The sequence below is a fragment of the Streptomyces sp. NPDC018947 genome, from assembly GCF_044390505.1.
GTDB lineage: Bacteria > Actinomycetota > Actinomycetes > Streptomycetales > Streptomycetaceae > Streptomyces.
In genome coordinates this window covers 209,406-232,245 of the sequence record NZ_JBIRZD010000007.1, presented here as the reverse complement: position 1 = coordinate 232,245, position 22,840 = coordinate 209,406, and the positions used below count along the sequence as shown (strand labels likewise).

Sequence of the window (22,840 nt, the reverse complement as noted above, 5' to 3'; positions counted from 1 at the left end):
CGGTCTCATATCAGGCCAGGTGCGGCCCGCCGGTCAAGAGTCCGGCGCCCTCCGCGTCGAAACCGGCGGCGCCAGGGCGGTTCAGGAGGCCGGCGTCGACTCCGGTCCGGGCGTTGTCTGCGGGGCCGTACGGGCGGACAGGGCGCCGTTGAAGCGCGCGAGGAGCGTGCAGAACGCCTCGCGCTCCTCCGGCGTCCAGTCGCGGGTCAGCTCGGCCATGAGGCGGCGCCGCGAGGTGCGCACCTCGTCCAGCCGGGCCGCGCCGCGCGGGGAGAGCTGGAGCACCACCGCGCGTCCGTCCTCCGGGTGCGAGGTCCGCTTGACGAGGCCCGTGTCGACGAGCGGGGCCACCTGCCGGGTGACCGTCGAGGAGTCGATCCCCATGCTCGCCGCCAGGGCCTTGACACCCATCGGGCCCTCTTTGTCGAGCCGGTTGAGCAGCAGGTAGGCGGCGCGGTCCATGGAGTTGCGGACCTGCCCGACCCCGCCGAGCCGGGTCTGTTCCGCGCGACGGGCGAAGAGCGCCACCTCGTGCTGGAGCGTCTCGAGTAGACCGGTGTCACCGGCGGTCGTCATGTCCATCGACATTTCAGGCGTTGTGGGCATGGCCGGGGGCTCACTTCGTGGAGGGCTGCTAATTGTGGGACAGGTTACGCGGCCGGGCGGCGCGGCGTACCTGCGCTGCGCGAAGCGGGTCTCGGAGGTTGGTCACAACGATCGCCCCCGCCTGTGAACTGCGATGCTGGAGGCATGACCTACCGCACGGCCGCCGCTGTCCGATCCGTCACCCTCGACGACGTGCGCGGAGCCCAGAAGATGCTCTCGGGTGTGGCGCGGGTGACGGCGATGGAGGGCAGCCGGTACCTGTCCCGGCTGGTCGGGGCGCCGGTGCACCTGAAGTGCGAGAACCTCCAGCGGACGGGGTCGTTCAAGCTGCGCGGGGCCTACATCCGGATCGCCGGGCTGCTGCCCGAGGAGCGGGCCGCCGGAGTGGTCGCGGCGAGCGCGGGCAACCACGCGCAGGGCGTCGCCCTCGCCTCCACGCTGCTCGGGGTGCGTTCGACGGTGTTCATGCCGAAGGGCGCCCCGCTGCCGAAGGTCGGCGCGACCCGGGACTACGGCGCCGAGGTGCGGCTGCACGGCCAGGTGGTCGACGAGACGCTGGCCGCCGCGCAGGAGTACGCGGAGCGCACGGGCGCGGTCTTCATCCACCCCTTCGACCACCCGGACATCATCGCGGGGCAGGGGACGGTCGGGCTGGAGATCCTGGAGCAGTGCCCCGAGGTGCGGACCGTGGTGGTCGGGGTCGGCGGGGGCGGGCTGGTGGCCGGGACCGCCGTCGCGGTGAAGGGGATCAGGCCGGACGTGCGGATCGTGGGCGTGCAGGCCGAGGGGGCCGCGGCGTATCCGCCCTCGCTGGCCGCGGGGCGTCCGGTGGCCGTGGACAACCCGGTGACGATGGCCGACGGCATCAAGGTCGGACGGCCCGGTGACGTGCCGTTCGGGATCGTCGGCGACCTGGTGGACGAGGTCCGCACGGTGACCGAGGACGAGCTGTCCACCGCGCTGCTGCTGTGTCTGGAGCGGGCCAAGCTGGTCGTGGAGCCGGCCGGGGCGAGCCCGGTCGCGGCGCTGCTGAGCGACCCCGGCGCGTTCGAGGGGCCGGTGGTGGCGGTGCTGTCCGGGGGCAACGTGGATCCGTTGCTGATGCAGGGCGTGCTGCGGCACGGCATGGCCGCGCAGGGCCGCTACCTCGCCGTCCGGCTGCGGCTGACGGACCGGCCGGGCGCGCTGGCCACGCTGCTGGGGGTGCTGTCGGTGGTGGACGCGAACGTGCTGGACGTGAGCCACGTCCGGACCGACCCGCGGCTCGGGCTCACGGAGGCGGAGGTCGAGCTGCACCTGGAGACGAAGGGGCCCGAGCACTGCGCCGAGGTCGGGCGCGCGCTGCGGGACGCGGGGTATCCGGTCATCGGCTGAGCGGGAACGGGGCGCGGGGCGGGCCGGGCGGCCGGTCCACGGGCGGTCCGGGGCGTCGGGCGGTCCGGGGACCGTTTTGCGTCAACTCTCCGACACGTCTTCACACCTTCGGGGAAGTTCATTGTGAGACGCGATACATCGCGTTAGTGTGTGTCGTGTGCCACCGGCCCGCCGTCGCGTCCCGTTGCGCGGGGGAGGGGGGCCGAGTGCGGGAGCCGCCCGGCGAACCGGGAAAACGAGCAGCGGGAAAAAACGTACGAACCTAGGCTTTCCGAAGCATCCCCGACGACGTGGAGACTCATATGCCAGGCGCCATCTATGCCGAAGGCCTGGTGAAGACCTTCGGCGACGTAAGGGCTCTGGACGGCGTCGACCTCGACGTTCCCGAGGGCACCGTCCTCGGCCTGCTCGGGCCGAACGGCGCGGGCAAGACCACCACCGTCCGCTGCCTCACCACCCTGCTGCGCCCCGACAGCGGCACGGCGGCCGTCGCGGGCATCGACGTCCTCAAACAGCCCAACGAGGTACGGCGGGCCATCGGCCTCTCCGGCCAGTTCGCGGCGGTCGACGAGTATCTGACCGGCCGGGAGAATCTCCAGATGGTCGGCCAGCTCTACCAGATGCGGGCCAGGGACGCGAAGGCCCGCGCCGCCGAACTGCTCGAACAGTTCCACCTCTCGGACGCCGCCGACCGGCCCACGAAGACCTACTCGGGCGGTATGCGCCGCCGGCTCGACCTGGCGGCCGCCCTCGTCGTCTCCCCGCCCGTCATGTTCATGGACGAACCGACGACCGGCCTCGACCCCCGCAACCGCCAGGAGCTGTGGGAGGTCATCAAGCAACTGGTCGCCGGGGGGACCACCCTCCTGCTGACCACGCAGTACCTGGAGGAGGCCGACCACCTCGCGCACGACATCGCGGTCGTCGACCACGGCCGCGTCATCGCCCGCGGCACCTCCGACCAGCTCAAGGCCCGCACCGGCGGAGAGCGCGTCGAGGTCGTCGTCCACGAACGCGACCACATCGGGACGGCCTCCGAGGTGCTCGCCGTCTACGGCAAGGGCCCGACCGCCGTCGAGACGCACACCCGCAAGATCACCGTCCCCGTCACCGGCGGCGCGAAGCTGCTCGCCGAGATCATCCGCGAACTCGACGTCCGCGGCGTCGAACTCGACGACGTCGGTCTGCGCCGCCCCACCCTCGACGACGTGTTCCTCTCCCTCACCGGCCATGTCGCCGAGGGCGGGAACGAGACGGACGGCCCGGCGCGGGACGCCGGCGGCCGGCCGGAGAAGGAGGCCGTCAAGTGAGCGCCGTCACCGAAGCCGCGCACATCGCGGTGCCCCCCGGCCGCATCGGCCGGTCCGTCCGGGACTCGCTGGTCATCGCCCGCCGGAACCTGATCCGGATGACCCGGATCCCCGAGATGGTCCTGTTCGGGGTCATCCAGCCGGTGATGTTCGTGATCCTGTTCACCTACGTCTTCGGCGGCTCGATGCAGATCGGGAACACCACCGACGCGGACGTCTACAAGAACTTCCTGATGGCCGGCATCTTCGCGCAGACCGTCACCTTCGCCACGGCGGGCTCGGCCGCGGGCATCGCCGACGACATGCAGAAGGGACTCGTCGACCGCTTCAGGTCCCTGCCGATGGCCCGCGGCGCGGTCCTGACCGGCCGCACCGTCGCCGACCTCGTGCAGACCGCCATCACCCTGCTCATCCTCGCGGTGGTCGCCCTGATCGTCGGCTGGCGCACCGGCTCGGCCGAGCCGACCAACGCCGGGAGAGTCCTGGCCGGCTTCGCCCTGCTGCTCTTCCTCGGGTACGCGTTCACCTGGATCGGCGCCCTCATCGGCCTGTCCGTGCGCACCCCGGAGGCGGCCACCTCGGGAGGCATCATCTGGCTCTTCCCGGTGACCTTCGTGTCGAACGCCTTCGTGGACTCCAGCCAGATGACGCCCTGGCTCAGGCACATCGCCGAGTGGAACCCGTTCAGCGCCACGGTGCAGGCCTGCCGGGAGCTGTTCGGCAATCCGGGCGTCGTGCAGTCGGACGCCTGGCCCATGGAGCATCCCGTCTGGGCGTCACTGATCTGGTCCGCCCTGATCATCGTTGCCTTCCGGACCCTCGCCGTGCGCAAGTACCGCTCGGCCGCCTCATGACGAGACCCCCGGCGTCACCAGGACGCCGGGGGCCGTCAAGACAGCGGACGCCGGCCGGACGCACCGGCCGGCCGGGGCCGGATCAGCCGTTGTAGGGCTCGGCCTTGAGGATCTTCACCGAGGCCGTCCTGCCGTTGGGCAGCTCGTACTCGGCGTCCTCGCCGACCTTGTGGCCGGTGACGCCGGAGCCCAGGGGCGACTGCGGCGAATACGTCTCGATGTCCGAGCTCGCGTACTCGCGCGAGGCGAGCAGGAAGGTCAGCGTGTCGTCCTCGTCGCCGTCGAAGGCGATCGTGACGACCATGCCGGGGGCCACCACGCCGTCCGCGGCCGGGGCCTCGCCCACCTTGGCGCTCTCGAGGAGCTGGGTGAGCTGGCGCACGCGGAGCTCCTGCTTGCCCTGCTCCTCCTTGGCCGCGTGGTACCCGCCGTTCTCGCGCAGGTCCCCCTCCTCGCGCGCCGCGGCGATCTTGGCAGAGATCTCGGTGCGCGCGGGACCAGTAAGGTACGCAAGCTCCTCCTTGAGCTTGTTGTACGCCTCCTGGGTCAGCCAGGTGACGTTCTCGCTGGTCTGGGTCACAGGTGCTCCTCGTCGGTACTGGGAATACAAAGCAACGCCCTACCCAGAAGGATGTTCCTCCACGGAAGGGCGAAACCACGAGCCTAACAATTCAGTGGCGAAAGAGGGAGGACATAAGCCACCGGATTCCCGTCGGGGCAGGTCAGCCCGGGTGGCCTCCCGGGGGTGTCACTCGGCGTGGCAGCCGAGCAGCTCCGCCGACGTGCCGCGGGCCTTCGTGCGCAGGGTGACGACCTTGTCGATGCGCGTCTCGTCCCCGCCGAAGCGGAAGTCGGCCCGGCCCACCTCGCCGCCGTCCTCCGCCTGGGAGCGCAGCGTGCAGTAGCCGGTGGCGTCGGCGTCCTTGCGGACCTCCAGGTGCACCTGGACCGCGTTGTCGCCGATCTCGAAGCCGATCACCTCGGCGCTGATCTTGTTCTGGCCGACGTAGTGGTAGCCGAACCAGCCGATCACGACGAGCAGTACGCCACCGAGCACGGCGCCGACGATCCTGAGGGTGCGGTCGGCCCGCTCGTCCGAGGAGCGGCCGTAGCGGCCCTCGGGCGCTCTGGTGGTCGCCGTGCTCATGATCGTCCTCTCGGCAGGAGCGGAGCGGATGTCCCGAAAGGGCCCCCGCAGCGCTTTCTTCCCGGGCTCCGGAATTATTCGCCCCCCGATTCGGTCACTATAGAAGCCCCCGTATGCCACCCGACCGCCGCCCCTGGAACGACGACGCCCCCGAGGGGGCGGCACCCCACTGGATCGCGCCACCGCTCACAGGGCGCCGACTGACCGAGGATTGAGTCTTGACTGACCAGCTACGACTGATGGCCGTCCACGCCCACCCCGACGACGAGTCGAGCAAGGGCGCGGCCACCATGGCGAAGTACGTGTCCGAAGGGGTGGACGTGCTGGTGGTGACCTGCACGGGCGGGGAGCGCGGCTCCATCCTCAACCCCAAGCTGCAGGGCGACGCGTACATCGAGGAGCACATCCACGAGGTGCGCAAGAAGGAGATGGACGAGGCCCGGGAGATCCTGGGCGTCAAGCAGGAGTGGCTCGGCTTCGTCGACTCCGGGCTGCCCGAGGGCGACCCGCTGCCGCCGCTGCCCGAGGGCTGCTTCGCCCTGGAGGACGTCGACAAGGCGGCCGGCGAGCTGGTGCGGAAGATCCGCTCCTTCCGCCCGCAGGTGATCACCACCTACGACGAGAACGGCGGCTACCCGCACCCCGACCACATCATGACCCACAAGATCACGATGGTGGCCTTCGAGGGCGCGGCCGACACCGAGAAGTACCCCGAGAGCGAGTACGGCCCGGCCCACCAGCCGCTGAAGGTGTACTACAACCAGGGCTTCAACCGGCCCCGCACCGAGGCGCTGCACAACGCGCTGCTGGAGCGCGGCCTCGAGTCGCCGTACGGGGACTGGCTCAAGCGCTGGTCGGAGTTCGAGCGCAAGGAGCGCACCCTCACCACGCACGTGCCCTGCGCCGACTTCTTCGAGATCCGCGACCGGGCGCTGATCGCGCACGCCACGCAGATCGACCCGGACGGCGGCTGGTTCCGGGTGCCGATGGAGCTCCAGAAGGAGGTCTGGCCCACCGAGGAGTACGAGCTCGCGAAGTCCCTCGTCGAGACTTCCCTCCCCGAGGACGACCTCTTCGCGGGCATCCGGGACAATGCCTGACATGAGCGCAAGCGCAAGCCTGGCAATGACGCACCTCGTCACCCTCGCGGAGATCGACGAGGACAAGGTCACCCCCGGCGTCCTCGGCTTCATCGTCTTCGCGGTGATGGCCCTGGCGGTGTGGGGTCTGATGAAGTCCATGAACCGGCACATGGGCAAGGTCGACTTCAAGGAGGCCGGGGACCCGGAGGCCGGCGCCTCCGACGGCACCCCCAAGAAGGCCTCCGGCCGGGTGAACCCGCAGCAGGGCTGACCTCCCGCCGGGCCGCCCCGGGCGGCCCGGCCACCGCGGTGCGCGGGCCTCAGCGTCTCTCCGCCACCGCCACGCCCATCACCTCGCGGGCGTGGCGGCTGGGGACCATGCCGAGGCGCCAGGCCTGCCAGCCCGCCTCCAGGTGGACACCGCGTTCCAGCAGGAGACGGTAGGCCTCCACGTACTCGTCCAGCTTCGCGTCGCGTGCCGGGTGCCCGGCGCGGGCCAACTGGGCCAGCTCCTCCTGCGCCACCGCCGTACCGACCTCGACCCCGCCGGGGGCGGCGTAGGGCAGCATCGTGCAGCGCAGGAAGCGGGCCCAGTCCTCGCCCCGCCGGTCGCCGTACCCCGCGAACAGGGCGGCGGCCTCGTCGCACAGTGCCAGCGCTTGCGGCGTACGGGCGTTGCCCGCGTCCACCACGGCCAGCTCCAGGCACGTCCACGCCTCGCCGTGGCCGACGCCGATGCGCTGGAAGTCGGCGCGGGCGTCCACGAGGAGCTGGCGGGCGAAACCGGAGTTCCTGAGCGAGCCCGTCCGCGCCGCCCGCTGGTCCCGCGTCACCCGCGCCGAGTGGTGCCGGGCGCAGGCCAGCCCGTACACGTCCCGCATCCGCGAGAACATCGTGCGGGAGCGCTCCAGCTCGCGGACCGCCTGGTCCAGGTCGCCCCGCTCCTCCAGCGCCTGGCCGACGTAGTACAGCGTCCACGCCTCGCCGCGCGCGTCCTCGTTCTCCCGGTGCCGGGCCGCCGCCCGCCGCAGCCCCTCCACCGCCTCCCGGGCGTCGCCGTCCACCAGCCGGGCCCGCGCGAGCTGCGTCAGCGCCCAGGCCTCGCCGCGGGCGTCCTGGGTACGGCCGTACAGCTCCAGGGCGGCCCGCAGCTCCGCCTCGGCCCGCGGCACGTCGCCCATCCGCAGCCGCAACTGGCCGAGCTGGAAGTGCGCCCACGCCTGGCCGTGCACCGACTCGCCCGCGCGGTGCAGCACCAGTGACTCGGTGAGCAGGTCCATGGCCTCCCCGAGCCGGGCCCGGTCCCGCTCCACCGCCGCCAGCGCGTGCAGCGTCCACGCCCGGTCCGTGGCCAGTTGCGGCGGGGCCTGGAGATCCAGCGCCTCCCGCAGCTTGGCCGCGGCCTCGGTCAGGTTGCCCTGGTGGTGCAGGGTGATGCCGAGCGAGCACAGGGCCCGCGCCGCCCCCGCGTCGTGGTGGGCCTCCATGTACAGGTCGACCACGGAGGTGAGCGTCGTCCGCGCCCTGTCCAGCTCACCGAGCTGCCGGGCGGCGATACCGGTGCGCCACTGCACCGAGCGCACCAGCAGCCCCTGGTCCACGGACTGCGCCAGCTCGCTGATCTCGCCCAGCCGGTACAGGTCGCCGCGCAGCAGGCAGTAGTCGCACAGCGCGCCCAGCAGATTCAGCACCGTGCCCTGGTCGACGCCCTCCGCGTGCCGCAGCGCCGCCGTGATGAAGCTCGACTCGTCGTCCAGCCAGCGCAGCGCCTCGTCCAGCGACGTGAAGCCGTGCTGCCCGAACCGGTCCGAGCGGGTCGACATGTTGCCGTCGACCAGGCGCAGCACCGAGTCGGCCAGCTCGGCGTAGTTGGCGATCAGCCGCTCCTGCGCGGCCGCCCGCTCGCCCGGCTCCTCCTCGTCGGCGAGCCGGGCCCGGGCGAAGGCCCGCACCACGTCGTGCAGCCGATAGCGGCTGCCCCGCACATGGGTGATCAGCCCCGCCCCCGACAGCGCCGCGAGCTGCCGCGTCGCCTCCGTGTCGTCGGTGGCCAGCAGGGCGGCGGCAGCGGCGGCACCGAGCGAGGTGCGCCCGGCCAGGGCCAGGCGCCGCAGCAGCCGCCGGGCCGGCTCGGGCTGGTCGGTGTAGCGCAGCCACAGCGCCCGCTCGACCGGCCCCACCGGCCCGTACGCGCCGAGGTCCCCGGCGAGGGCGCGCGGCGAGCGCGGTCCCAGCGACGAGCCCGCGACGCGCAGCGCCAGCGGCAGCCCGCCGCACAGCTCCCGGATCCGGTCGGCGGACTCCGCGTCGTACGGCCCCGAGGCGTCCTGCGCCACGGCGCCCAGCAGCTCCTCCGCGCCGGCCGCGTCCAGCGGCTCGACGGGCAGGTGGTGCACCCGCGCCGACAGGCCGGGCGGCAGGGTGAGCGGCTCCCGCGCCGTGACCAGCACCAGGCTGTCCGAGCGTTCGGGCACCAGCGCGCGCACCTGCTCGGCGTCCGAGGCGTCGTCCAGGACGACGGCGACGGGCACGCCGGTCAGATGCTGGTGGTACAGCTCGCTCAGCCGCTTGACCTGCTGGTCCGCCGAGGACCGCTCCCGGAACAGCAACTGCTCGCGGGGCGCGCCGAGCCGGTTGAGCAGGTGCAGCAGGGCGTCGCGGGTGCTCAGCGGCGACTCGCCGCCCGACGAGGCGCTGTCCCCGCGCAGATCGACCACGCACGCCCCGCGGAAGTGGTCCCGCAGCTCGTGGGCGGCGTGCACCGCCAGCGTCGTACGGCCGCTGCCGGGCGCCCCGTGCAGCACCACGACCGTCGGCTGGGTCCGTGTGCTCGCGCGGGCCGCCTGCACCCACTGCCGCAGCCGCGCCATCTCCTGCCGCCGCCCGGCGAACGCCGTCTCGGGCTCCGGGAGCTGTGCGAACGACTGCTCCAGCACACTGCGTCCCCGGGCCGCCGCGCTCTTGTCGGCGCCCCGCAGCTTCGGCCCGGCCTTGGCCGGCCCGGTGGACGCGGCGAGCACCCGCTGCTGGTCCAGGAACGGCCGTATGCCCCGTACCTCCAGCGCCGTGAGCCACTGGAGCCTGAGCTGTTCGGGCCCGCCGGGCTGGCTCACCGCACCGGCGCGGTGGTGGGCGGCGGGCACATGGGAGCCGGCCACCTTGACCACGGTGGCCGCCGCGCCGACGACGCCCACGGCCACACCCGCGCCGACCGCCGTGCCCGGCCCGGTGCCGAGCGCCACGTCGGCGACGGCGGCGGCGACGGCCGCCACCCCGGCGACCAGCAGCGGAGTGCCGGCGCCCTCCTTGGCGTAACGCTGCCGGAAGGTGAGCTGTCCGGCCGACGCCTCGTCCAGGGCGCGCGTGTACGCCTCGTACTCCTCGGCGGCGGCGGCCGCCATCGCGTCCAGGGCACCGCGCGCCCGCGACAGCAGCACGGTGCCGTCCGTGCGCCCGCCCGAGCGCCGAACCTCCTCCTCCACGGCCCGCGCCAGCAGCCGCTCGGCCTCCGCCCGATGACTGTCCCGCATGCAGCGCCCCCTCCGGCGACGGCATCCCCCTGGTGGTCCCCAGGAGTCCCCCCGGGTCTCTCCCGGACCGTCCCCGGGTCCTTCCCCGGTTATGCGCCGGTCGACTCCCCCGCGGTGGGGAGACCCTGAGGAGAGTCCGGCGGCGGACCGGCGGCACGGCGGTGTGCTGTCCGGCGGCACGGGGGTACTGGGGCAGGATGGACACCATGCCGAACCGACTGGCGCACGAGACGTCCCCCTATCTCCTTCAGCACGCCGACAACCCCGTCGACTGGTGGCCCTGGTCGGACGAGGCCTTCGAGGAGGCGCGGCGGCGGGACGTGCCGGTGCTGCTCAGCGTCGGGTACAGCAGTTGCCACTGGTGCCACGTGATGGCGCACGAGTCGTTCGAGGACGGGCCGACCGCCGAGTTCCTGAACGCGCACTTCGTCGGCGTCAAGGTCGACCGGGAGGAGCGCCCCGACGTCGACGCCGTCTACATGGAGGCCGTGCAGGCGGCGACCGGGCAGGGCGGCTGGCCCATGACCGTCTTCCTCACCCCGGACGCGGAGCCCTTCTACTTCGGCACCTACTACCCGCCCGAGCCGCGCCACGGGATGCCGTCCTTCCGGCAGGTGCTCCAGGGTGTCCAGCAGGCCTGGACGGACCGGCGCGGCGAGGTCACCGAGGTCGCGGGCAAGATCGTGCGGGACCTGGCCGGGCGGGAGATCTCCTACGGCGACGCGCGGGCGCCGGGCGCAGCCGAGCTGGGGCAGGCGCTGCTCGGGCTGACCCGCGAGTACGACGCGCAGCGCGGGGGATTCGGCGGGGCGCCGAAGTTCCCGCCGTCCATGGTGATCGAGTTCCTGCTGCGCCACCACGCCCGCACCGGCGCCGAGGGGGCGCTCCAGATGGCGCGGGACACCTGCGAGCGGATGGCGCGCGGCGGCATCTACGACCAGCTCGGCGGCGGCTTCGCCCGCTACTCCGTCGACCGGGAGTGGGTCGTGCCCCATTTCGAGAAGATGCTGTACGACAACGCGCTTCTGTGCCGGGTCTACGCGCACCTGTGGCGCTCCACCGGCTCGGAGATGGCCCGCCGCGTCGCGCTGGAGACCGCCGACTTCATGGTCCGCGAACTGCGCACCGCCGAGGGCGGGTTCGCCTCCGCGCTGGACGCGGACAGCGACGACGGCATGGGCCGGCACGTCGAGGGCGCGTACTACGTGTGGACGCCGGCGCAGCTCACCGAGGTCCTCGGCGCCGAGGACGCCGCGCTCGCCGCGCAGTACTTCGGCGTCACCGAGGAGGGCACCTTCGAGCACGGTGCCTCCGTGCTGCAACTTCCGCAGCAGGAAGGTGTGTTCGACGCCGAGCGGATCGCCTCGGTCAGGGAGCGGCTGCTGGCGGCCCGCGCCGATCGGCCCGCGCCCGGCCGGGACGACAAGGTCGTCGCCGCCTGGAACGGCCTCGCGGTCGCCGCGCTCGCCGAGACGGGCGCCTACTTCGCGCGCCCCGACCTGGTCGAGGCCGCCGTCGCCGCCGCGGACCTGCTGGTGCGGCTGCACCTCGACGAGCACGCCCGTCTCTTCCGCACCAGCATGGACGGCCGCGCGGGTACCCACGCCGGGGTGCTGGAGGACTACGCCGACGTGGCGGAGGGCTTCCTCGCCCTCGCGTCCGTCACCGGCGAGGGCGTCTGGCTGGACTTCGCCGGGCTGCTGCTCGACCACGTCCTGACCCGCTTCACCGACGAGTCGGGCTCCCTGTACGACACCGCCTCCGACGCCGAGCGGCTGATCCGCCGCCCGCAGGACCCCACCGACAACGCCACCCCGTCCGGCTGGACCGCCGCCGCGAGCGCCCTGCTGACCTACGCCGCCCACACCGGCTCCGCACCGCACCGCACCGCCGCCGAGCAGGCGCTCGGCGTGGTCAAGGCGCTCGGCCCGCGCGTCCCGCGCTTCATCGGCTGGGGCCTGGCCGCCGCCGAGGCCCTGCTCGACGGGCCCCGCGAGGTCGCGGTGGTCGGACCGGACCCGGCCGACGGCGCCACGGAGGGCCTGCACCGCACGGCGCTCCTCGGGACGGCGCCGGGCGCGGTCGTCGCCGTCGGCGCCGAGGGCAGCGACGAGTTCCCGCTGCTCGCCGGCCGCCCGCTGGTGAACGGGGCGCCGGCCGCGTACGTCTGCCGGAACTTCACCTGCGACGCGCCGACGACCGACCCGGAGCGGCTGCGGGCCGCCCTGAACGGCTGAGCGGCGGCGGGCGGCGCGTCAGGCCGCCTGGCCGAGGATCAGCGCGCCCACCAGGAGCTGGGCGCACCACTGCACGACGACCACGCCGCAGCGGACGGGCGTCCAGCGGGCCCGGGGCCACAGCAGCGCCACGACGCCCGCCGCGAGGGAGGCCCAGAAGACGCCGAACACGACCGAACCGGGCACGGACGAGCAGTGGCGGCCGTACATCAGGCACTCCGAGCCGCGCGCACTGGCCAGCACGAGGATCCAGGAGACGACGACGGTGGGCAGGAGGAGCACGAGCCCCGCGACGGACCACCAGGTCAGGGCACGGGCGGCGGCGGTGGGCGCGGTGGTCTGCTGCGGGGTGCTCATGCCGCCATCACACCGCGCGCACCGGCCGCCGGTGATCGGCCCGGGTACTCAACCCGGCTGAGTACCCCGGCTCATCGCGCGCTCCACGATGGCCTCCAACTGCTCGTGGTGCGCGCCCTTCCAGTAGGCGCGACCGCACGCGGTGCACTGCGCGAACACGTCGTACGACCGCTCGGTGCCGCCCTTGAGCTGGTCCGCTACCTCCGTCTTGGAGGCGTCCTTCAGCAGGCCGTTGCAGGCGGTGCACCGGGTCCAGGGGCGCAGCTCGGGGCGGAAGCGGTCCAGGACGTCGTGGAGCTGCTCCTCGGGGCGGGTGCTGTAGACGTAGGCGCCGGCCCACAGCTCGCGGCGGCGCAGCAGGCCCCGGTCGCGGCTGAGCATGACCCGCTTCTCGGCCGCCGACAGGGCGGCGAGCGCCGGGTCGCCGATGTCCGCCGACTCGTACGCCGTGTCCACGCCGAGCAGGCGCAGCCGGCGGGCGAGGGTGCCGAGGTGCACGTCGAGCAGGAAGCGCAGGGGTGCGCCGGGGACCCGCTGGGGGTGCGCGACGGCGCGTACGGTCACCGACTCGCCGTCGGCGGGGACGTGCGCGGGCGGCACCTCGCGGCCGTCGACGAGGAGCGCGCCGACCTCGGTCAGCGGGACGCCGAGGGACTCCACGACGTGGCCGAGCGTGGAGACGCCGTCGGTGGTGGTGCGGGTGGTGCCGGTGGGGCGGGCCCGGGGGACGAACAGGCGCAGTTCCGGGGCGAATTCGACGTGGATCTCGGGACCGTTCACCCGGTCAGCATGCCATGGCTCGGCCGCGCGGCCTCAGGGTTTTCCGACGGCGGGCAGACCGTGCTCCAGCACGTCCAGGGCGCGGTCGACCAGGTCGGCCAGGTCGTCCTCGTGGCCGTGCTCGGCCCAGTACTGCGAGACCTCCAGCAGGCCGCCGACCAGGGACATCGACATGACCCGCACCTCCAGGCAGTCGGGGTCGAGGCCGGTGCGGTCGGCGATGGCGCGGGCGATCAGCCGGCCGGTGACCGACATGCTCTCCAGCATCCGCGAGCGCACGGCGGGCACCTCGGCCAGGAGCCGCGTCCGCAGCCGGGTCAGCTCGTACTCCTCACCGACGCCGTGTTCCATGGCCTTGCGCAGCACGAGCCGCAGCGAGGTCTGCCACGGCTCGCCGGCGGGGCGCCGGGCCAGCTCCGCCGCCAGCATCGGGTCGTACTCGTCCGTGAGGACGATGTCCTCCTTGGTCGGGAAGTACCGGAAGACGGTGGACGGCGACACCTCGGCGCGGTCGGCGATCTGCTCGGTCGTCGTCGCGTCGTACCCCTGCTCCCGGATCAGCCCGTAGGCCGCGGCGCGGATCGCCTCACGGGTCTTGATCTTCTTCCGCTCCCGCAGACCGAGCGGGCGGTCGGCGGGAGGGAGGGGGGAACGTGCGGCCGTCATGCGGATCATTGTCGGGCATCCTCCGGGAGCCCGGCCACGGCCGGTGGGCCACCGGTAGGGCGTGGCCCGCGGGCAAGGGCGGCCGTCGGCTGACCGAGCTGTCCACCGGGCGCACGGAGAACGGCCACGGCCGGGGAGCCGTGGCCGTGCGCGGGAGGGCGGTGCGGCGGGTGCTACGCGTGCTGGTAGGCGACCAGGGAGATGCCCACGTAGTGCGCGATGAAGGCCGCCAGGGTGAAGGAGTGGAAGACCTCGTGGAAGCCGAACCAGCGCGGTGACGGGTTGGGGCGCTTGATGCCGTAGATCACGCCGCCCGCGCTGTAGAGGAGTCCGCCCACGATCACCAGGACCAGGACGGCGATGCCGCCGGCGCGCATGAACTCGGGGAGGTAGAAGACGGCCGCCCAGCCCATGGCGAGGTAGCAGGGGGTGTAGAGCCAGCGCGGGGCGCCGACCCACAGGACGCGGAAGGCGATGCCGGCCGCGGCGGCGGCCCAGATGCCCCACAGCAGCCACTGCCCCTGGGCGCCCGGCAGCAGCAGCATCGTCAGCGGGGTGTAGGTGCCGGCGATGATCAGGAAGATGTTGGCGTGGTCGAGCCGGCGCAGGACGCCGTCCATGCGCGGGCTCCAGTTGCCCCGGTGGTACAGCGCGCTGACGCCGAACAGCAGACAGGCGGTGAGCGCGTAGATCCCGCAGGCGATGCGTCCCCGCGGGGAGTCGGCGAGGGCGGTGAGCACCAGGCCCGCGACGAGTGCGGCCGGGAACATGCCCAGGTGCAGCCAGCCGCGGAGCTTGGGCTTGACCGGATGCGGCAGGGAGAGCGCGACGGGACCGCGGCCTGCGGCCGGCGTGTCCGTGGGCGCGTCGGAGGCGGACGCTGTCATGCACGCATCGTACCTACGGGACCGTAAGTTACGTATCAGTACGACCGTATGAAGAGCGTCGAGTGGTCATCGTCTCACGGGGGTACCCGGCTCCGCGTTCCCGTGTGCGTCATCCGCACACCGATTCCCCCGCGGGGGCCGGAGTAAAGGATGTTTCAGGCGAAGTCCATGCGGACGCAAAAAATCCCGGAGGGTGCCACAGGTACGTGGCGATCCTCACTCCGCTCAGGTGTGAGGTCCTCTGGACAGATGGGCACTCTCGTCGGATGATCAAATGAGTGCGGTCGGCACCGGATGAGCAACGTGAGCTCCTCGCGTGACGCGTCCGGGTCGCAGCCCCCACGGGGCCTCCAACACAAAACCCTCATTTAGGAGCAATCGTGGCGCGCGACAACGCGGCTCCCCCCGTCGTCCCCACCCAGCACCAGGAGCTGATCTCGTGGGTGAACGAGATCGCCGAACTCACCCAGCCGGACAACGTGGTCTGGTGTGACGGATCCGAGGCCGAGTACGAGCGACTGTGCGAGGAGCTCGTGGCGAAGGGCACCTTCCGCAAGCTGGATCCGGTCAAGCGCCCCAACTCCTACTACGCGGCCTCCGACCCCTCCGACGTGGCCCGCGTGGAGGACCGGACCTTCATCTGCTCCGCCGAGGAGAAGGACGCCGGCCCGACCAACCACTGGAAGGACCCCGCCGAGATGCGGGAGATCTTCACCGGTGAGCAGGGTCTGTTCCGCGGCTCGATGCGCGGCCGGACCATGTACGTCGTGCCCTTCTGCATGGGCCCCCTCGGCTCGCCGCTGTCCGCGCTCGGTGTCGAGATCACCGACTCCGCGTACGTCGCCGTCTCCATGCGCACCATGACCCGCATGGGACAGCCGGTCCTGGACGAGCTCGGCGACGAGGGCTTCTTCGTCAAGGCCGTGCACACCCTCGGCGCCCCGCTGGAGGAGGGCCAGGAGGACGTGCCGTGGCCCTGCAACTCCACCAAGTACATCTCGCACTTCCCCGAGGACCGCGAGATCTGGTCCTACGGCTCCGGCTACGGCGGCAACGCCCTGCTCGGCAAGAAGTGCTACGCGCTGCGCATCGCCTCCGTGATGGCCCGCGACGAGGGCTGGCTCGCCGAGCACATGCTCGTGCTGAAGCTGACCCCGCCCACCGGGGAGCCCAAGTACGTCGCCGCCGCCTTCCCGTCTGCCTGCGGCAAGACCAACCTCGCCATGCTGGAGCCCACGATCTCCGGCTGGACCGTGGAGACCATCGGCGACGACATCGCCTGGATGCGCTTCGGCGAGGACGGCCGCCTGTACGCGATCAACCCCGAGGCCGGCTTCTTCGGCGTCGCGCCCGGCACGGGTGAGCACACCAACGCCAACGCGATGAAGACCCTGTGGGGCAACTCCGTCTTCACCAACGTCGCCCTCACCGACGACGGCGACGTGTGGTGGGAGGGCATGACCGAGGAGGTCCCGGCCCACCTGACCGACTGGAAGGGCAACGACTGGACGCCCGAGTCGGGCACCCCGGCCGCGCACCCCAACGCCCGCTTCACCACGCCGGCGTCCCAGTGCCCGATCATCGCGCCGGAGTGGGAGGACCCCAAGGGCGTGCCGATCTCGGCGATCCTGTTCGGCGGGCGCCGCGCCACCGCCGTCCCGCTGGTCACCGAGTCCTTCGACTGGAACCACGGCGTCTTCCTCGGCGCCAACGTGGCCTCCGAGAAGACCGCGGCCGCCGAGGGCAAGGTCGGCGAGCTGCGCCGCGACCCGTTCGCCATGCTGCCGTTCTGCGGCTACAACATGGGCGACTACATGGGCCACTGGATCGACGTGGCGAAGGACAAGGACCAGTCCAAGCTGCCCAAGATCTACTACGTCAACTGGTTCCGCAAGGATGACGAGGGCAGGTTCGTCTGGCCCGGCTTCGGTGAGAACAGCCGCGTCCTGAAGTGGATCGTGGAGCGCCTGGAGGGCAAGGCGGACGGCGTCGAGACCCCCATCGGCATCCTGCCGACCAAGGAGTCCCTCGACACCGACGGCCTCGACCTGCCCGAGTCCGACCTGGACTTCCTGCTCAGCGTCGACAAGGAGGTCTGGCGCGAGGAGGCGGCGCTCGTCCCCGAGCACCTCAACACCTTCGGCGACCACACGCCGAAGGAGCTGTGGGACCAGCACCGGCTCCTGGTGGAGCGCCTCGGCTGATCCGCCGCTCAGGTTCCGCGGCCGGTCCGACTAGCCCTGACCTGCGAAGTCGTCACGAAGGCCGGCCGCGAGGGGCCTCCTCGCGCTCCAGTAGCTCGATGTCCCGGAGCGCGTGAGTCCCCACCCGGGCCGGGTCCCCGCACAACGGCGTGCGACGGACCCGGCCCTTTGACGTTCCACGCCGACGTCCGGCGCGCCACGGTGTGCGATGCGTGGCGCCCGGTCCGCGCGTCGCTGCGGGTGCGCGCGGACCGGGGCCGTTCTGGGAGCCCTCGGGGCTCAGCGGGACGCGAGTTCGCGGGGTTCCAGGGACGCGCGGTGGGCGTCCATGCGCTCGGCGGCCAGGATCGCGGACGCCGTGTCGGCGCGGGAGGCGGCGACGACCAGGGCGCGGCCCGCCAGGGTGTGCGCGCGCCGGTGCAGTGCCCCCGGGCAGGATGCGGGCACAGCGGCGGTCGCCGGCACGCGGACCGGCGCGTGCCCTCCGCGCAGCCGGGCGACCTGCTCGGCGAGCCGGTCGGCCGCGGTGTCCAGGTCCTGGGAGGGCTCCTGCGCGCGCAGCTCGTCCGTGACGGCGAGCAGGGCCGCGAGATGACCCGCGAGCTGGATGTCCAGCTCCTCCTCACGGGAGCGGTGGGGAAAGTCAGAGGCGCTGTCGGCCACCGTGCTGTGGACCGACTTGCCGCGGATCGGTTCGTACATGGGACGGCCTCCTGAACGCTTACAGGAAGCCATCCTACATTGGAATCATTCTAAAATTGAAGCCGGTCACGGAAGAGGGGCAGGCGCGCACGCAGGGTCAGGGCTGGCCGTAGCCGTCCAGGAAGGTGCCGATCCGGCCCACCGCCTCGCGCAGGTCACCGGCCGTCGGCAGGGTCACCACGCGGAAGTGGTCGGGGTCGGGCCAGTTGAAGCCCGTGCCCTGGACGACCATGATCTTTTCCTGGCGCAGCAGGTCCAGGACCATCTGCCGGTCGTCCTTGATCTTGAAGACCTTGGGGTCGAGGCGCGGGAAGAGGTACAGCGCCCCCTTCGGCTTCACGCAGGTCACGCCAGGAATGCTGGTCAGTGCCTCGTGCGCGGCGTCCCGCTGCTCGCGCAGCCGCCCGCCCGGCAGCACCAGGTCGTTGATCGTCTGCCGCCCGCTGAGCGCCGCGACCACACCGTGCTGGCCCGGCATGTTGGCGCACAGCCGCATGTTCGCCAGGACCGTCAGGCCCTCGATGTACGACTCGGCGTGCGCGCGCGGCCCCGAGACCGACATCCAGCCGACCCGGTAGCCCGCCACCCGGTACGCCTTCGACATGCCGTTGAAGGTGAGCGTGAGCAGATCCGGGGCGATCGCGGCCGTCGGGGTGTGCACCGCGTCGTCGTAGAGGATCTTGTCGTAGATCTCGTCCGAGCAGACCAGCAGGTTGTGCCGGCGCGCGATGTCGGTGAGCCCGCGCAGCACCTCCTTGTCGTACACCGCGCCCGTCGGGTTGTTCGGGTTGATGACGACGATGGCCTTGGTGCGGTCGGTGACCTTGCGCTCCACGTCCGCGAGGTCCGGCATCCAGTCGGACTGCTCGTCGCAGCGGTAGTGCACCGCCGTGCCGCCGGACAGGGAGACGGCGGCCGTCCACAGCGGGTAGTCGGGCGCCGGGACGAGGACCTCGTCCCCGTCGTCGAGCAGCCCCTGCATCGCCATCACGATCAGCTCGGAGACGCCGTTGCCGATGAAGACGTGCTCGACGTCCGTCTCGATGCCGAGGGTCTGGTTGTGCATGACGACCGCCCGGCGCGCGGCCAGCAGGCCCTTCGCGTCGCCGTAGCCGTGCGCCGTCGAGACGTTGCGGAGGATGTCCTCCAGGATCTCGGGCGGGCACTCGAAGCCGAACGCGGCCGGGTTGCCCGTGTTCAGCTTCAGGATGCGGTGACCGGCCGCTTCCAGCCGCATCGCCTCATCGAGCACCGGGCCCCGGATCTCGTAACAGACGTTGGCGAGCTTGGTCGACTGGATCACCTGCATGTACGTGAGCTTACGGCCCGGTCGCGCCGCATGGGCCGTGTTGTACGCCACGTGAGACGCGTCGGTTTGGGTGGTTATCGCCGACGGCTGTCCCGCCCGACCCCCGCGTCCTTACAATGCACGGCCATGTCCAGGCCCCCTCAGTACGACGACAGGGCGAACGACGGGAACCCCCCGAGGGTGTACGTCCCGCAGTCCGCCCCCTCCCCGGCGTACGACGACTACAGCGACCCGGCGGCGGCACACGGCTGGCAGAACGCCTACGACCGGACGGAGGAGCTGCCCCCGGTGCGGGAGCCGTCCGACGCCCGGCCCCGGGGCGCGTCCCGCGGCGCCCGCCGCAAACCGCGTGCCCCCCGGCGTTCGCGGCGGGCGGCCGTCGCCGTGGGCGCGGTGGGCGCGGTGTCGGCGGCCGCCCTGATCGCCGGGTTCTCCTTCTCGGGGACGGGCGGGCCCGAGAACGGGAAGGACGTGGTGAGACCGACCGTAGGGGACACCGGGGAACCGACCGGGCCGCGCGCGACCGACGGGTCGGACCCGGCGCGGTCCCCGGCGGACGGGGAAGGGACGGGTGCGACCACGCCGGGCCCGGGATCTTCGGGGAGCCCGTCCCCGGAGCGGTCCGGCGCCACCCCGGCCTCGCCGCCGTCACCGGCGGCCACGGCACCGGCGGACTCGGTCACGCCCCCGTCCCAGGGCCCGGGCAACTCCGACGGGAGGCCGGGCCGGGGGCAGCAGAACGGCAAGGGGCCCAGGTGACGGGCGCCCGAGGCCCGGCCGGGTGACGGTGGCCCCCGGGTGCCGCGGCCCGGTCACACCGGCGTGCGGCGTACCGCACGCCCCGCCAGGACGTCCGTGCGCCGCCCGTCCTCGATGACGAACCGGCCGTCGACCAGGACGTACGGGATGCCGGTGGGCAGCGTGCGCGGGGCGGCGAAGGTGGAGCCGGCCGCGACCGTCGCCGGGTCGAACAGGACCAGGTCCGCCCGGTACCCCTCGCGGACCCTGCCCCGGTCGGGCAGCCGCAGCCGGGCCGCCGGGCGCGAGGTGAGGTGGGCCACGCACTCCTCCAGCGACAGCACACCCAGCTCCCGCACGTAGTGGCCCAGGTAGTGCGGGAAGGTGCCGTAGGCGCGCGGGTGCGGCTTGGCGCCCTGGAGGATGCCGTCCGAGCCGCCGGTGTGGACGCGGTGGCGCATGATCGCCCGGACGTTCTCCTCGTGGCCGACGTGCTGGAGGATCGAAGGGGCCAGCCGGTCGGTGAGCAGCAGGCGCCGGGCGACCGTCCACGGGCTCTCGCCGCGCAGCCGCGCCGACTCCAGCACCGTACGGCCGATGTACTCGGACAGGGACGGGTCGCCCACGCCGGAGATCTCGATCGTCTCCCACTCCACGGGCACGCCGTGGCAGCCGTCGGAGCCGGTCACCTCCAGGTGGTGGCGGATCCGCTCGGCGCTCTCCTCGTCCGCGAGCCGCCGCAGCGTCTCCTCGGGGCCGCCCTCGCTCGCCCAGCTCGGCAGCAGCGCCACGAGGGTCGTGCTGCCGGGGGTGTACGGGTAGGTGTCCAGGGTGATGTCGGCGCCCGCGGCCAGCGCGTCGTCCAGCAGGGCCAGCAGCTCGGGCGCCCGGCCCTTGTTCACGCCGAAGTTCATGGTGGCGTGCGCCAGGTGCAGCGCGCAGCCGGCCTCCCGGGTCAGTGCCACCATCTCCCGGTACGCCTCGAGCGCCCCGGCCCCGTACGAGCGGTGGTGCGGGCAGTAGTAGCCGCCGTACCCGGCCACCACCCGGCACAGCTCGGTCAGTTCGGCGTCCGCCGCGTACATGCCCGGTGTGTAGGTCAGCCCGGACGACATGCCGACCGCGCCCTGCTCCATGCCCTCGGCGACCAGCCGGCGCATCCGCTCCAGCTCGGCCGGTGTCGCCTCCCGGTCCTCCCAGCCGACCGCGAGGGCGCGGACGGTGCCCTGGGGGATGAGGTAGGCGGCGTTGACGGCGATGCCCCCGTCGAGGCGGTCCAGGTACTCGCCGACCGACCGCCAGTCGAAGTCGACGTCGTCGCCGGGGCCGTTCCACCCGGCGATGGCGCGGCGCACCTCGCCGAGGGTGCGGTCGTCGACCGGCGCGTAGGAGAGCCCGTCCTGCCCGACGACCTCCAGGGTGACGCCCTGGGCGGCCTTCGCGCTGTGGTCGGGGTCGCGCAGCAGCGCCAGGTCGCTGTGGGCGTGCATGTCGATGAAGCCGGGGGCCAGGGCGAGCCCCTCGGCGTCCACCTCGCGGCGGGCCGCGGGGCGCTGGCACCCGGCGGCCGCCGCCTCCTTGACGATCGACACGATGCGTCCGCCGTCGACGACCACGTCGGCGCGGTACGAGGGTTCACCGGTGCCGTCCACGACCTCGGCGTCCCGGAACACCAGTTCCTCCACGGGTTCCTCCTTCACAAGTGGGCACGGAGCGCGGCGCGGACGGTCGGAGGGCGCCCGCGGGAGAAGGGCGAGGTCAGAAGAAGGTGCGGACGTAGTCGACGACCGTGCCGTCCGCCTGCGCGACCGGGATGAGCTGCCACTTGTCGAAGGACGTGCAGGGGTGGGACAGCCCCATGCCGACCCAGTCGCCGACCTCCAGCTCCGCCTCCGGGGCGGTGCGCAGCCAGGCGTGCTGGTCGGACAGGGCCGTCACCGTGACGCCGGTCGCGGGACGCTCGGCGCCGCCGGCCGCGGGGCGGACCACCTGGGCGAAGGGCAGGTGCAGGTCGTAGGCGGCGTCCCGCTTGCCCGCGTTGGTGAACGCCTGCCCGGGAGCGGGGCGGGAGACGACCTGGCTCCACAGCCGGAACGCGGGCTCCAGCGCGCCCTCGGCGGGAACGCGGTTGAAGGGGGTCAGCTCGCGGTAGTGGCCGTCGTCGTGGGAGACGTACGCGCCCGAGCGCAGCAGCTTCAGCACCGGCACCGAGAGGTCCGGGACCGCGGCGAACACGTCGGCCACCGCGTCGAACCAGGCGCTGCCGCCCGCGCTCAGCACGATCTCCTCCAGCCCCGCGAACCGTCCGGCCTTGTCGAAGTCCACGGCCAGGGCGACCAGCCGCCGCAGCCAGGCCTCCACCTTCTCCGGGTCGGCGCCGGGCACCTCGCCCTCGTACCCGGCGACACCGGCGAGCCGCAGCGAAGGCGCGGCGGCCACCGCGTCGGCGACCGCGGCGCACTCCGCCTCGGTGCGCACGCCGGTCCGGGCACCCTCACCTGCGGCGAGTTCCACGACGACGTCCACCGGGCGCGAGGCCCCCGCGCCGGTCAGCGCCGCGTCCATCAGCGCGGCGCCGCGCACGGAGTCGACGTAGCAGACGAAACGGAAGTCCGGGTCGGCGTCCAGCTCGGCGGCGATCCAGCGCAGGGCGGCGGCGTCGACCAGCTCGTTGGCCAGGAAGATCCGGGCGGTGCCGAAGGCGCGGGCCACCCGTACCTGGTGCGGCACCGCGAGCGTGATGCCCCAGGCGCCGTGCTCGACCTGGCGGCGGAAGAGCTGGGGGGCCATGGAGGTCTTGCCGTGCGGCGCGAAGGCGAGGCCGTGCCGGGCCGTGTACGTCTCCATGAGCTTCAGGTTGTGCTCCAGCCGCTCGGCGGACAGAGCCAGCACAGGCGTGGTGAAACCGCCGGTGAACAGATTGCGGCGCTGGGCGGCCAGCTCGGCGACGGTCAGCCCGGCGGCGTCCGGCGGCAGGCCCTTGAAACGGTGGTCGATGTGCTCCTCGGCCAGGCGGGCGAGGGCTTCGGTGCCGGTGTCGAGGGCCATGGAGCCTCC

General features: G+C 72.8%; 20 protein-coding genes. 8 read left to right on the top strand and 12 right to left on the bottom strand.

Annotation, left to right across the window (positions count from 1 at the left end; translation table 11 throughout):
* Window positions 1-81: 81 nt before the first annotated feature.
* Window positions 82-588 (bottom strand): MarR family winged helix-turn-helix transcriptional regulator, encoded by a 507-nt coding sequence (locus ACH499_RS16035; RefSeq protein ID WP_399016308.1) that lies wholly within the window; start codon window positions 586-588, stop codon window positions 82-84.
* A gap of 162 nt (window positions 589-750) precedes the next feature.
* Between ACH499_RS16035 and ilvA the strand changes: the two genes are divergently transcribed.
* From ilvA to ACH499_RS16020, 3 genes are all read left to right on the top strand, one after another.
* Entirely contained in the window at window positions 751-1,980 is a 1,230-nt protein-coding gene (gene ilvA, locus ACH499_RS16030; protein ID WP_356199856.1) for a threonine ammonia-lyase, read from the top strand.
* A gap of 302 nt (window positions 1,981-2,282) precedes the next feature.
* The gene (locus ACH499_RS16025; RefSeq protein ID WP_399016306.1) at window positions 2,283-3,290 is read left to right on the top strand and encodes an ATP-binding cassette domain-containing protein; all 1,008 of its coding nucleotides are present in this window, start codon (window positions 2,283-2,285) and stop codon (window positions 3,288-3,290) included.
* The gene (locus tag ACH499_RS16020) at window positions 3,287-4,144 is read left to right on the top strand and encodes an ABC transporter permease (protein ID WP_356199853.1); all 858 of its coding nucleotides are present in this window, start codon (window positions 3,287-3,289) and stop codon (window positions 4,142-4,144) included. The genes ACH499_RS16025 and ACH499_RS16020 overlap by 4 nt, the downstream gene beginning before the upstream one ends.
* Window positions 4,145-4,226: 82 nt before the next feature.
* On the opposite strand, the gene greA is transcribed toward ACH499_RS16020, so the two are convergent.
* Both greA and ACH499_RS16010 read right to left on the bottom strand, forming a co-directional pair.
* Entirely contained in the window at window positions 4,227-4,724 is a 498-nt protein-coding gene (gene greA / locus ACH499_RS16015) for a transcription elongation factor GreA (RefSeq protein ID WP_356199852.1), read from the bottom strand.
* 168 nt (window positions 4,725-4,892) lie between these two features.
* The gene (locus tag ACH499_RS16010; protein WP_399016303.1) at window positions 4,893-5,291 is read right to left on the bottom strand and encodes a DUF4307 domain-containing protein; all 399 of its coding nucleotides are present in this window, start codon (window positions 5,289-5,291) and stop codon (window positions 4,893-4,895) included.
* A 218-nt stretch (window positions 5,292-5,509) separates the two neighbouring features.
* Here ACH499_RS16010 and mca point away from each other — a divergent pair, with 218 nt between their 5' ends.
* Both mca and ACH499_RS16000 read left to right on the top strand, forming a co-directional pair.
* On the top strand, window positions 5,510-6,391 hold the full coding sequence (gene mca / locus ACH499_RS16005; RefSeq protein ID WP_356199849.1) for a mycothiol conjugate amidase Mca: 882 nt from the start codon (window positions 5,510-5,512) through the stop codon (window positions 6,389-6,391).
* The gene (locus ACH499_RS16000) at window positions 6,384-6,644 is read left to right on the top strand and encodes a hypothetical protein (protein WP_356199848.1); all 261 of its coding nucleotides are present in this window, start codon (window positions 6,384-6,386) and stop codon (window positions 6,642-6,644) included. Before mca ends, ACH499_RS16000 begins: the two co-directional genes overlap by 8 nt.
* Window positions 6,645-6,693: 49 nt before the next feature.
* Here ACH499_RS16000 and ACH499_RS15995 read toward each other — a convergent pair whose 3' ends face one another.
* Entirely contained in the window at window positions 6,694-9,903 is a 3,210-nt protein-coding gene (locus ACH499_RS15995) for a tetratricopeptide repeat protein (RefSeq protein ID WP_399016300.1), read from the bottom strand.
* 206 nt (window positions 9,904-10,109) lie between these two features.
* Here ACH499_RS15995 and ACH499_RS15990 point away from each other — a divergent pair, with 206 nt between their 5' ends.
* Window positions 10,110-12,140 (top strand): thioredoxin domain-containing protein, encoded by a 2,031-nt coding sequence (locus ACH499_RS15990; RefSeq protein WP_399016298.1) that lies wholly within the window; start codon window positions 10,110-10,112, stop codon window positions 12,138-12,140.
* A gap of 18 nt (window positions 12,141-12,158) precedes the next feature.
* Here ACH499_RS15990 and ACH499_RS15985 read toward each other — a convergent pair whose 3' ends face one another.
* The 4 genes from ACH499_RS15985 to ACH499_RS15970 form a co-directional block, all read right to left on the bottom strand.
* Window positions 12,159-12,497, bottom strand: a complete 339-nt coding sequence (locus tag ACH499_RS15985) for a hypothetical protein (protein ID WP_356199844.1) — start codon at window positions 12,495-12,497, stop codon at window positions 12,159-12,161.
* 48 nt (window positions 12,498-12,545) lie between these two features.
* Window positions 12,546-13,277, bottom strand: a complete 732-nt coding sequence (locus tag ACH499_RS15980) for a Mut7-C RNAse domain-containing protein (RefSeq protein ID WP_399016296.1) — start codon at window positions 13,275-13,277, stop codon at window positions 12,546-12,548.
* A 33-nt stretch (window positions 13,278-13,310) separates the two neighbouring features.
* Complete coding sequence (locus tag ACH499_RS15975; protein WP_399016293.1) at window positions 13,311-13,952, bottom strand: TetR/AcrR family transcriptional regulator; 642 nt, start codon at window positions 13,950-13,952, stop codon at window positions 13,311-13,313.
* Between the two features lie 164 nt (window positions 13,953-14,116).
* Window positions 14,117-14,830: a hemolysin III family protein gene (locus tag ACH499_RS15970; RefSeq protein ID WP_356199839.1), complete on the bottom strand. Its 714-nt coding sequence runs from the start codon at window positions 14,828-14,830 to the stop codon at window positions 14,117-14,119.
* A 380-nt stretch (window positions 14,831-15,210) separates the two neighbouring features.
* Here ACH499_RS15970 and ACH499_RS15965 point away from each other — a divergent pair, with 380 nt between their 5' ends.
* A complete protein-coding gene (locus tag ACH499_RS15965) occupies window positions 15,211-17,034 on the top strand; it encodes a phosphoenolpyruvate carboxykinase (GTP) (RefSeq protein WP_356199837.1) in 1,824 nt (607 codons plus the stop codon).
* Window positions 17,035-17,313: 279 nt separating this feature from the next.
* Here the strand turns inward: ACH499_RS15965 and ACH499_RS15960 are convergent, their stop codons facing one another.
* Window positions 17,314-17,736, bottom strand: a complete 423-nt coding sequence (locus tag ACH499_RS15960; RefSeq protein ID WP_399016289.1) for a hypothetical protein — start codon at window positions 17,734-17,736, stop codon at window positions 17,314-17,316.
* Between the two features lie 97 nt (window positions 17,737-17,833).
* Window positions 17,834-19,045 (bottom strand): pyridoxal phosphate-dependent aminotransferase, encoded by a 1,212-nt coding sequence (locus tag ACH499_RS15955; protein ID WP_399016286.1) that lies wholly within the window; start codon window positions 19,043-19,045, stop codon window positions 17,834-17,836.
* A gap of 126 nt (window positions 19,046-19,171) precedes the next feature.
* Between ACH499_RS15955 and ACH499_RS15950 the strand changes: the two genes are divergently transcribed.
* On the top strand, window positions 19,172-19,804 hold the full coding sequence (locus tag ACH499_RS15950) for a hypothetical protein (protein ID WP_399016284.1): 633 nt from the start codon (window positions 19,172-19,174) through the stop codon (window positions 19,802-19,804).
* Window positions 19,805-19,857: 53 nt separating this feature from the next.
* Here the strand turns inward: ACH499_RS15950 and ACH499_RS15945 are convergent, their stop codons facing one another.
* The gene (locus tag ACH499_RS15945) at window positions 19,858-21,468 is read right to left on the bottom strand and encodes a D-aminoacylase (protein WP_356199830.1); all 1,611 of its coding nucleotides are present in this window, start codon (window positions 21,466-21,468) and stop codon (window positions 19,858-19,860) included.
* A 73-nt stretch (window positions 21,469-21,541) separates the two neighbouring features.
* Window positions 21,542-22,831 carry an amino acid deaminase gene (locus tag ACH499_RS15940; RefSeq protein ID WP_399016281.1) on the bottom strand — a complete coding sequence of 430 codons (1,290 nt, stop codon included), beginning with the start codon at window positions 22,829-22,831 and terminating at the stop codon, window positions 21,542-21,544.
* Window positions 22,832-22,840: the final 9 nt, after the last annotated feature.

Bases quoted from the DNA above. Each gene is read 5' to 3' on its own strand.
- ACH499_RS15990 (WP_399016298.1), top strand. From the start codon at position 10,110: ATGCCGAACCGACTGGCGCACGAGACGTCCCCCTATCTCCTTCAGCAC.
- ACH499_RS15940 (WP_399016281.1), bottom strand. From the start codon at position 22,831: ATGGCCCTCGACACCGGCACCGAAGCCCTCGCCCGCCTGGCCGAGGAG.
- ACH499_RS16025 (WP_399016306.1), top strand. From the start codon at position 2,283: ATGCCAGGCGCCATCTATGCCGAAGGCCTGGTGAAGACCTTCGGCGAC.
- ACH499_RS15955 (WP_399016286.1), bottom strand. From the start codon at position 19,045: ATGCAGGTGATCCAGTCGACCAAGCTCGCCAACGTCTGTTACGAGATC.
- ACH499_RS16010 (WP_399016303.1), bottom strand. From the start codon at position 5,291: ATGAGCACGGCGACCACCAGAGCGCCCGAGGGCCGCTACGGCCGCTCC.
- ACH499_RS15970 (WP_356199839.1), bottom strand. From the start codon at position 14,830: ATGACAGCGTCCGCCTCCGACGCGCCCACGGACACGCCGGCCGCAGGC.
- ACH499_RS15975 (WP_399016293.1), bottom strand. From the start codon at position 13,952: ATGATCCGCATGACGGCCGCACGTTCCCCCCTCCCTCCCGCCGACCGC.
- ACH499_RS15950 (WP_399016284.1), top strand. From the start codon at position 19,172: ATGTCCAGGCCCCCTCAGTACGACGACAGGGCGAACGACGGGAACCCC.
- ACH499_RS15960 (WP_399016289.1), bottom strand. From the start codon at position 17,736: ATGTACGAACCGATCCGCGGCAAGTCGGTCCACAGCACGGTGGCCGAC.
- ACH499_RS16000 (WP_356199848.1), top strand. From the start codon at position 6,384: ATGCCTGACATGAGCGCAAGCGCAAGCCTGGCAATGACGCACCTCGTC.
- ilvA (WP_356199856.1), top strand. From the start codon at position 751: ATGACCTACCGCACGGCCGCCGCTGTCCGATCCGTCACCCTCGACGAC.
- ACH499_RS16035 (WP_399016308.1), bottom strand. From the start codon at position 588: ATGTCGATGGACATGACGACCGCCGGTGACACCGGTCTACTCGAGACG.
- ACH499_RS15985 (WP_356199844.1), bottom strand. From the start codon at position 12,497: ATGAGCACCCCGCAGCAGACCACCGCGCCCACCGCCGCCGCCCGTGCC.
- ACH499_RS15995 (WP_399016300.1), bottom strand. From the start codon at position 9,903: ATGCGGGACAGTCATCGGGCGGAGGCCGAGCGGCTGCTGGCGCGGGCC.